Below are 10,375 nucleotides of genomic sequence, written 5' to 3' on the forward strand. Positions count from 1 at the left end.
CTGTTTTTATAGTGCGTTTAGAAAAATATGTAAAATTTAATATAATTTGCATAGATAAAATTTAAACTGTTTTATTAAAACACTACATTTATCGACTATAAAACACCCAGCTAGAACCTTGATAACTGGGTGTTTTGATACATAAAATCATAAATAGAAGCATGGAGAAGAGCCCCATTTTCGAGAGTGAAAAAAAGAGACTTGATAAACTGAGATTATTAGATCTCTTAAAAATTGAGAAAAACACAGAGTTGGATGTTTTCGCAGAGGCTGCTTCTCTTGTTACAGATTCTTTTGGTTCTCTGATTGGTATAATGGGAGCCGAAACTCAAATAGTTCAAAGTTGTGTGGGAATGTCTCTGGATGTTGTTGATAGAGAAAATACTATTTGTCAATACGTGATTGTGGGGAAAGAAACCCTTGTGATTAACGATACCCTGTTGGATGAAAGAACCGTTGGTAATGAATTAATGAAGAGTGGTGGAATTCGTTTTTATGCCGGGGTTCCATTAATTGATGAAGATGATAATGTTTTGGGAACAATTTGCATATTTGATACAATGCCTAAAACGCTTACTGAAAAACAACTTTCTTTTTTAGAGCGTTTAGGAGTAGCTGTTTCCAAAATATTAATTAGTAAAAGCAGGAAAAAACATGCGGAATACTTTTCCCAGACTTTTGAAATAACAAATAATATTATATGTGTTTTAGATAAGGACTTTACATTAAAGGACGTTAATCCGGCCTTTGAAAAGACTTTTAAAATAGAGGTTGATGAGATTATCGGTTCTGACTTTAGAGATGTTTTAGGGCATAGTAATACATTGGATATTCATGTCGACAGATTAAGCGAAGGAGTCGAATTCAATTCAACCACACAACTTATAGAAGGTGATTCTGTAGTAATAGAATGGCTTTTTAAAATGAATAGTGAGAGCAATGAAATCTTTTGTTTTGGAAGAAACATTACTCAAGAATTAGAAGAACGTTTAAAATTAGAACGATCTGAACGCAGGTTCAGGAATTTTTTCGAAAACGGTATCGGATTGACTAGCATGCATGACATGCAAGGTAATATTTTAGGTGTTAACGAGAAGGGAAGAGAGTTGCTCAAATATTCGAAAGAGGAAACAGCAAATATGAATCTGAACCAACTTGTTCCAGAACACCGAATTCCTTTGCTGAATCAATACCTAGAACGCATTGCTGAAAAAAAGGAAGATAGCGGTATGATGTTGTTGAAATCCAAAGATGGAAATGAGATTTTTTGGATGTATCACAATATGGTAGAAATTGACGACGATGGAAACCCATATGTTGTTAGTACGGCATTAAACATGACCGAACGTATTAATTTGGAGAAAGATCTACTTTATACAAAGAAAATATTAGAACAGACAAGTCTTGTTGCTCAGGTGGGTGGATGGGAAATAGACTTGAAAAAGAATACGATTTTCTGGTCTGAATCTACTAAGAATATTCACCAAGTAGAAAATAATTTTGTTCCAGATCTAGATACAGCTATTCACTTTTATGAACCTAAAAGTGAGGAACGAATTAAGTTTCTGTTTTCACAAGCTATAGAGAAAGGAATTCCATACGACGAGGAATTACAACTAATGAGAAAAGACGGATCTACGATTTGGGTTCGTGTGAAGGGAATTCCAGAGTTTGAAAATGGAGTTTGTGTAAAAGTGTTTGGAATAATAAAAGATATAGATAGTTTCAAAAACATGTATGACGAATTGGAACAGAAAGAAGCGATGTTACAGTCTTTCATCGATTATGTTCCAGCGGCTATAGCTATGTTAGACAAGGATCTTAATTATGTTTCTGTGAGTAAATGTTGGATGGATGAATTCCATATTAAAGAAGAGAATCTCATTGGAAAAAACATGTATGATATTTTCCCTCACATTACAGAGGAAAGAAAAAACATATATAAAAATGCTTTAAGTGGAATACCATATAAAAATGAGGATCAGGTTTTTGAAGTTAGTGGATTAGATGAACCACAACATCATAGTTGGGAAGTTCGTCCATGGAATATTTCAAATGATACTATAGGTGGAATGGTCATTTTCACACAGAACATCACTGCTTCTGTTAAGGTAAATCAGGAGTTAACCCTGGCTAAAAAACAAGCTGATATTGCCAATAAAGCAAAATCTGAGTTTTTGGCCAACATGAGTCATGAAATTCGAACACCTCTTAACGGAGTAATTGGCTTTTCTGATTTGTTGTTGAGAACCCCTCTGAACGAAGTTCAAAAACAATATCTCAACTACATAAATGAGTCGGGTAATAGTCTATTGAGTATTATTAATGATATCCTTGATTTTTCTAAAATTGAATCGGGCAAGATGGAATTGTTCATCGATAGACATAATATTTATGATTTAACACATCAGGTGGTTAACGTTATTCTATATCAAGCTCAGAAAAAAGATATTGAATTGCTGCTTAACGTAGAACAAGGATTGCCAAAAACGATACTCATTGATGAGTCAAGAGTAAAACAGGTGATGATGAATCTATTGGGGAATGCAGTGAAATTCACCGATCACGGAGAGATTGAATTTAAGGTAGAAAAGATTAAGAGTGAAGATAGAAATATGACACTTCGCTTTTCAGTTCGAGATACGGGAATAGGTATTCCTTTAGACAAACAACAGCGCATTTTTGATGCTTTTACTCAAGAAGACAGTTCGGTTAGTAAACGCTATGGGGGAACAGGATTGGGATTGACTATTTCTAATAATATCCTAAAGTATATGGGGAGTAGTCTTTCATTGGTTAGCGATTTAGGTAAAGGGTCTATTTTCTATTTTGATATTGAAGTGCCCTATGAAAAAGAAGAATGTGAAACCATGGATGAATTGGGGATTAACCGAGTGCTTATCGTAGATGACAATGAAAGCAATAGGGTTATTCTAAGTCACATGCTTGCTTATAAGAACATTGAGTCGGTAATGGCCGCAAATGGTATGGAGGCTTTGAACTTTTTAATGAAAGGAGAGCGCTTTGATATTATTCTGATGGATTATCACATGCCTGTTTTATCTGGTTTAGAAACGATTGATAAAATAAAGGAGTTGTTTATAAAACAAGGAGAGACGATTCCTCTTGTAGTGTTGCATACCTCTTCTGAAGAACACGAGGCTATTTCGTCATTCTTGAAGAACGATAGATCTTATTATTTGTTGAAACCTATTAAGTCTGAGGAACTATACAGTATTTTAAAAAGAGCCATTAACAATGCCAAAAAGGATGTTGAAGTTCTAAAACCTGTAACTAGCCTCCAGAATGAAGTCTTTTCGAAGTCTATGAATATTCTGTTGGCAGATGATAATGCGGTTAATAGAGTGCTTAATTTAAGAATGATGAATGCGCTTACACCAAATGCGAGATTGATTGAAGTAGTGGATGGAAAGCAGGCTGTGGAGCAATGTTTACAGGAGCAGTTCGATCTTATTTTAATGGATGTTCAAATGCCTGTAATGGACGGAATCGAAGCAACGAAACAAATTAGGTTGATTCCAAATTATGTTGAAGTCCCTATCATTGGTGTAACTGCTGGAAATGCAAATGAGGAAAGAGATGTTTGTTTGAATGCAGGAATGACAGATTTCTTGCCCAAGCCTCTTAGACAGGTTGATCTCTCTACAATGTTGGGTAAATATTTGAAATCAGATTCGTTGGATGCTGAATTGATTCTAGAGGATTTTGTAAATACCGAGATGCTTGAAGAACAGATTGGTAACGACCAAGAGTTTAAAGTTTTCTTCCTGAATCTTGTGATTTCAGAATTGAAACAATCTGCTGAAAAATTGTTGCATTTCTCTGATATACAAGCATTAGATGAGTTGAAGGCTTATTTGCATAAACTAAAAGGAACCGCTGGAACTGCAGGCCTGTTTAAATTGGCGGATAGCGCATCTATATGGGAGAAAAATATAACTCCAGATAACTTTCAACTGATGTTGGATGAAATTGGAAATGAAATAGAACAATCACTTAAAGTGATGAATAAACTTACTAACAACTAAATAAAATATTGAAATATGTTGATTTTAATTGCCGAAGATGATGAATTGATTTTGAAAACAATAGAATATAAGTTAATCAAAGAAGGGTACTCAGTTATTTGCACAAGAAACGGGAAAGATGCTATAGAAACTATTAAAAATACTGATATAGATTTAATTATTACAGATATTATGATGCCGTTTGCATCGGGTACGGAGATACTTGCTGCTATGAAAACACTTAATAAAAAAATACCTGTAATTATGCTTTCAAGCATGGGGCAGGAAGAAGTGGTTTTAGAGGCATTCGATTTAGGAGCTTCTGATTTTATGGTTAAACCCTTTAGCCCTAATGAATTGTTATTGAGAATTAAAAAGCTTTCAAATTTATAATTATGATAGGACTATCTTTAGCTATTGGAGTGCATAATTTATTTTTGGCTTTAGTAGCTGTCTTATTTATAGTTCTTGCTTTAATTGGTTTCGTACTCATTTATGGTTTTTATAGATATCGGGTTCAAAATCGCATTAACGTCTGGACAAGGTATATCGACATGAAAATTACGGAAGCAATCGTTAATGGATCGCATGAAGATCTAGATGAAAGTGTTTTCAATAGACTGATGAAGAGATCATCGTTCCGATCGCTATTTCTTGAAAGATTGGTTGCATCTGAAAAAAACTTTTCAGGGGTTGCACATGTTGAGATTAGAAATCTTTTCGTTAAGTATCAATTGCATTTAGAAGCTCTTAAGCGATTAAATCAAAGAAAGAGTTATATGATTATTGGCGGTATTCAAGAACTAACAGCTATGGAAGCTCGCGAGTTTCTTCCAGAAATAGAGCGCTTTCTACACTATAAATATGCCAATGTATATCATGAAGCTCAATATGCTATGGTAGCGCTTAAAGGTTTTGAGGGTTTTAACTTTTTAAAAACCTTTTCAAAACCTATCTCTGATTGGCAACAGCTACGGCTTTTAAATTCTATTGTGAATATTCCAGATACGGGAACTGAACAAGTGATGGAATGGTTGGATAGTCAAAATACTACAGTTGTTGTTTTTACTTTGAAACTAATTCGAAAATTCCAATTATTTGCCTTTTATGATAGAGTAAAAGAATGCTTGTATCATCAAGAAGTTAAAGTTCGTGTTCAAGCGGTGAGAACCTTACAGACTTTGGAGGGTTTTTCTACTGTAGATGATTTGATAGAAAGCTATGATTCGCAACCTCAAGAAATTCAATTAGAAATAGTTAAGGTTTTAAAAGCCGCTAAAGATTCAAGATTTGTCGAATTTTTTAAAACGCAATTGTCTAATCACACATTGGCTTCTATAAGAATAATTGCTGCTGAAGCACTTATTGCTCTTGGACTAAAAGATTATTTAATTGAACTTATAAATAATCAAGAAACATCAGAAGAATTGATTCTTATTGTTAAACATGCAATGCAGGTAAAGAGATGGTAGGATTTGCACACATATTATATGAAATATTTATCTGGTTGTTTCTGGTCTATTCATCGGCTGTTTTTCTAATATATGTATGGATAGGTATCTATGCATTGGGAGCGGTTGTGAGATACAAAAAGGAAAACACATTTACGGATTACAGTAAAATTGCTGTAAATCCTAATGGACCTGTTTTTAGCTTAATAGCCCCCGCATATAATGAAGGAATGACCATTGTAGATAATGTAAGGTCGCTTTTATCCTTGTTTTACTACAATTTAGAAATCATTATTGTCAATGATGGCAGTAAAGATGACTCGATGCAAAAGCTCATTGAAGTATATGAGCTAGAAGTGGTTTCATTTTTCGTTCAAGGCAAGCTGAAAACAAAGGATATTAAGGCTGTTTATAAAAGTAAGAATCCCGCTTTTAAAAAGCTTATTGTTGTTGACAAATTCAATGGTGGCAAGGCAGATGCATTGAATGTGGGAATTAACGTCTCATCTGGTCAATACATTGTTTGTATTGATGTTGACTGTATTTTGGAACAAGATGCAATTCTTAAGTTAGCCAAACCTTTTCTACAGCAAACAGATAAGAGAGTAATAGCTTGTGGCGGGGTAATACGCTTGGCAAATAACTGTGTGATTGAAAACGGTAAAATCACAAGTGTAAACATTCCAAAAACATGGTTGGGAAGATCACAAGCTTTGGAATATATTAGAGCATTTGTATTGGGAAGAATGGCATGGTCTCGAGCATCAGGATTGATTTTAATCTCAGGCGCTTTTGGTGCTTTTGACAAGGAAATTGTTTTGAAATGTGGAGGTTATGATAGCAGTACAGTAGGTGAGGACATGGAGTTGGTCGTTCGTATGCGAAGGTATATGGAAGATAAAAAAGAGGCTTATGAAGTAGTTAATATACCAGATCCTTTGTGCTGGACAGAAGTTCCTGAAACGAAAGAGGTCCTTATGAAACAGCGTAATCGATGGATGCGTGGAACCATGGAAACTCTTTGGAAACACAGAGAATTAATTTTTAAAAGAAAATATGGTAAGCTTGGTATGATTAGCTTTCCATATTGGTTTTTCTTTGAATTTTTAGGTCCTTTAGTGGAGTTCTTCGGTTATATAGTTTTTCTGCTTTTTTTAGTTTTAGGTATTATAAACTGGTCGTTCTTTTTGGTTTTATTTGCCCTTGTTATTTCTATTGGAATACTATATTCTATCTATGCCATATTGGTTGATCTAATTAGTCATCAGGTTTATACTAAAAGAAAGGATTTCCTTATACTGATTGCTACGGCTGTTTTTGAGCCTTTTTATTTTCACTTTATCGTTGTTAAAGCAAGTGTTGGTGGATTTATTGATTATTTTAAAAAATCGACGGCTTGGGGCGATATGACTAGGCAAGGTTTTGCTCAAAACACAAAAGGTTTAAACCGCAAAGAAAGAATCGTTGCAATTGGTAAATACGCATTACAGTCCTTTGGATCATTTGCTCTTGTCTTCACAATGTTATTTGCTATAGCGGTGTTGGCAGAATGGTTATGGTATATGCATGTTTTTGGAGAAATGAATCTAGCTGTTATTGGGAAAAATCTCTTGTTTCAAAATTTTACATTTGTAATAAAGACACTCCTTATAGGCGGAATACTTTTTATTGTTCTTAATTTTTTGAAAGAAAAATGGGCTAGAATTACCATACAAATAGTTGGAACACTATTGGTAGTGGGACATTATATTTTGTTTATCTATTTCTCTGAATCGAATAATCTTTTGGGAGCTGATTTATTTTACTACTCCAAAAACGAGTTACAACAGATTCTGCAAGCTGGAGATATGTTGAATTTTCAGAATATAGCCTTGCTAGTATTGCTATTTATGATAGTATATATACCATTTTGGTTAGCGGACAAGTATAGGTTAAAATCAATTTATACAAGTGTGATTTTGTTGGGTATCGGGTTTTTAGCCTTTTTAATTCCTGATACCATTCTTTCTAAATCGTTTGGTGAAATCAACGAATTCGAACTAAACGCAGGAAAATCTAAATGGTCTTATTTTGCAGAGTCTTCTTCTGTTGATTTTGTTCAAAATCAGTCTTTTATTGCTGAGTTTACAGGTCTATTCAAAGGTGATACTAAAGAAGATTCAAGCACTAATAAAAACTATCCATTTCTTAAAAAAGAGAATACCCCCGACCTTTTAGGGAGCTATTTTAATAAATCAGACGTGACACCTAATTTAGTTGTCATAGTAGTTGAGGGATTAGGTCACGCGTATAGCTCTAAGAATGGTTATATTGGGAATTTTACACCCTTCATAGATTCTCTAGCTGGTAGAAGTTTGTATTGGGAAAATAATGTTAGTTCTTCTGGTAGGACATTTGCTGTGCTGCCTACTCTTTTGGGATCGCTTCCTTTTGGTAAGAATGGATTTTTAGAGATGAAAGAAACAGCCGATCATTTCAATTTGTACAATGTATTGAAAGCAAATGGATTTGAAACAGGTTATTTTTATGGTGGTAATGTATCTTTTGACAATGCTAAACCTTTTTTAAAATATAGTCAAGTTGATTCGATTATAGGTGTTGAATCATTTGGACCACCTTATCGAAAATTACCTGAAAGTAATGGAGAGAGTTGGGGCTATGAGGATCAAGCGGTATTTGGAAAAATGATGGAAGTTAAAGACGTTCAAAAAGAACCCTACTTTAATGTGGCATTAACACTCTCTACACATCACCCTTTTCTTATAAATGATACTAAACATTTCGAAGAGATCTTTCAGAGAAGAGTGAAGTCTAATGAATTATCAGACGATCAGAGAAAATGGGCTTTAGAAAATAAAAAGCAGCTTGTATCGGTTTTAAATTTAGATGAAGCTTTGAAAGATTTCTTTAAAGAATACAAAAAACATCCAGATTTTAAGAATACAATTATTGTTATTACAGGAGATCACAGTATGCCAGAAATTCCTTTTGAAACCAAGATAGACAGGTATCATGTGCCTTTGATTATTTATTCACCTTTATTAAAGCAAAATAAGCATTTTCGAAATATTGTGAGTCATTTTGATATTGCACCATCGGTTTTAGCCTTTTATAGAGAGAACTATGGTCTGATAACACCAACCAATGTGACTTGGATAGGAAATGGTTTACAGATAGATGAAAGAGACAATAGAGTAGGTATTCCTATAATGCAAGCTAAAACCATATTGAATGATTATATATATGGGAATTACCATTTAGTGGGTGATCAAGTTTTTAAGTTAGACAATAGACTTTCAGAAGAAAATGTCGAAGATGAGCTAGAATTGAATAGACTTAAAACAAACTTTGAAAAATTCAAGAAAAGAAATGCTGTGTTCTATGAACAAAAGAAATTAATGCCAGATTCTATATATAATAGTTACAAAAAAATAAATATTCCAAAACCCTAAAAGGTTTTGGAATATCCTATACTAAAATCGTATTGTGATCCTTTTTGATTTGGTTTAAACTCTTGATTATAATACGTAGCAGATACTGAAAAAGCATTTGTCTTATTAATTGTGAAATTATAATCAGCTCCAATTTTGTACGTTTTGAGCTTATAGGTATCGTTTATCAATAGGTTGTTAATGACCTCTTCTGGACTGATTCCCGTTCCAATTTGAAATGCAAAATAATCATTAGCTCCTTTGGTATAATAACGTACAGTTCCAGTATAGGAATGTGAGATGTTTTCGTTACTAGGAGTGATGTAAGTACGTAAATTGAACCAAAAGTCTTTGTAATATTTTCCTATAGATGCTGTATACATCCAAATATCGCTGCTGAAATAAAGATAACGAAAACCAATTTCCCCTTCAAAACTGCGAGGGAGATTTGCATAAAGAGAAACACCTGATCTGTATTTTGAGAAAATTCCTACATCATCAGAATATCCTACACCCGCATAGAGGTAAAAGGTTTTGGAAATACTTGGATAAGCCTCTAACTCTATTTGTGTACCATTCTCATTAAACTTATTTGCAAAATTACCCTTTAAAATAACCGAACCTAAAGGAGTTGTTCTCTTATAACTTACTGTTGCAATATGCCAATTATCGTCGAATTGCTTGTCGAAATGCGAAAAATTATAGGTTATTCCAATACTATTCTTTGCAGTTAACTCTTTAATTCTAGCCAAAAGCGCTCTTGCTTCTGCATTTTGTGGATTGATATTTAAAAGCGCAGTTAAAGTGTTCTCTGCTTCTTCATAAGCGTTAGATCCAGAACTAACTTTCGCTTTTAAAAGTAAAAGGTCTTCCGATTTAGGGTGATTAGTTAAACCTTTATCAAGTATGAAAAGTGCCTTTTCAGGTTGATCATTCCAGTATTCTAAAGAGGCATAAGCCATGAAGAAATCTTCATCTTGTACATTTCTTTCATCAAGGGACTCAAAGACCTTTCTAGCTTCTTCAATCTCATCTTTCCAAGTGTAGAGTCTACCTAGGAAAACAGATATATCGACATAATCAGGGGATAGTTCTAAAGCTTGTTTTGCCAATATGATTGAAGCTGAATAATCTTTTTCTTCAAAAGCTTTGTTACGAGCCATCGAAAATAATTCATCGGAGTTTTTAGTTTCTTGACTATAAAAAGTAATGGGGAATACTAACAACAATATTAAGCCAATATATCTTTTCATTTAACTTTGTTTTTTATGTAAAACTAAGTGTTTTTAGACAGATTTTATTGATTAGAACCTTTAATTTTAGAATGAATTGTAAATCTTAAAATGTAAAAACTAAATGTTTATATACAAGCATTTTTGTGTTTTTAAACTACTAGGAGTTGAATATATTATGATAAGATGTTATATACTAAATGAGATTGTGGATCAAGCGCGAAATGATTGGA

5 protein-coding genes are annotated in these 10,375 nt (G+C 33.5%); 4 read left to right on the forward strand and 1 reads right to left on the reverse strand.

Going from position 1 to position 10,375, the window contains the following annotated elements; translation table 11 throughout:
- Positions 1–161: 161 nt before the first annotated feature.
- Genes BM024_RS07225 through BM024_RS13865 form a run of 4 tightly spaced genes read left to right on the forward strand, consistent with a single transcriptional unit; the run spans position 162 to position 8,931 of the window.
- Positions 162–4,049, forward strand: a complete 3,888-nt coding sequence (locus BM024_RS07225) for a response regulator (RefSeq protein WP_090678796.1) — start codon at positions 162–164, stop codon at positions 4,047–4,049.
- A gap of 15 nt (positions 4,050–4,064) precedes the next feature.
- Positions 4,065–4,421, forward strand: a complete 357-nt coding sequence (locus BM024_RS07230; RefSeq protein WP_090678797.1) for a response regulator transcription factor — start codon at positions 4,065–4,067, stop codon at positions 4,419–4,421.
- Between the two features lie 2 nt (positions 4,422–4,423).
- Positions 4,424–5,500, forward strand: coding sequence for a HEAT repeat domain-containing protein (locus BM024_RS07235; RefSeq protein ID WP_090678798.1), 1,077 nt, complete (start codon positions 4,424–4,426; stop codon positions 5,498–5,500).
- A complete protein-coding gene (locus BM024_RS13865; protein ID WP_090678799.1) occupies positions 5,494–8,931 on the forward strand; it encodes a sulfatase-like hydrolase/transferase in 3,438 nt (1,145 codons plus the stop codon). The genes BM024_RS07235 and BM024_RS13865 overlap by 7 nt, the downstream gene beginning before the upstream one ends.
- On the opposite strand, the gene BM024_RS07245 is transcribed toward BM024_RS13865, so the two are convergent.
- Positions 8,928–10,163, reverse strand: coding sequence for a YaiO family outer membrane beta-barrel protein (locus BM024_RS07245; protein WP_090678800.1), 1,236 nt, complete (start codon positions 10,161–10,163; stop codon positions 8,928–8,930). The genes BM024_RS13865 and BM024_RS07245 overlap by 4 nt on opposite strands.
- Positions 10,164–10,375 lie beyond the last annotated feature (212 nt).

It is taken from the genome of Myroides guanonis (assembly GCF_900114085.1).
Classification (GTDB): domain Bacteria; phylum Bacteroidota; class Bacteroidia; order Flavobacteriales; family Flavobacteriaceae; genus Flavobacterium; species Flavobacterium guanonis.

Excerpts from the sequence above, each read along its gene's own strand:
- BM024_RS07225 (WP_090678796.1), top strand. The coding sequence starts at position 162 with ATGGAGAAGAGCCCCATTTTCGAGAGTGAAAAAAAGAGACTTGATAAA.
- BM024_RS07230 (WP_090678797.1), top strand. The coding sequence starts at position 4,065 with ATGTTGATTTTAATTGCCGAAGATGATGAATTGATTTTGAAAACAATA.
- BM024_RS07235 (WP_090678798.1), top strand. The coding sequence starts at position 4,424 with ATGATAGGACTATCTTTAGCTATTGGAGTGCATAATTTATTTTTGGCT.
- BM024_RS13865 (WP_090678799.1), top strand. The coding sequence starts at position 5,494 with ATGGTAGGATTTGCACACATATTATATGAAATATTTATCTGGTTGTTT.
- BM024_RS07245 (WP_090678800.1), bottom strand. The coding sequence starts at position 10,163 with ATGAAAAGATATATTGGCTTAATATTGTTGTTAGTATTCCCCATTACT.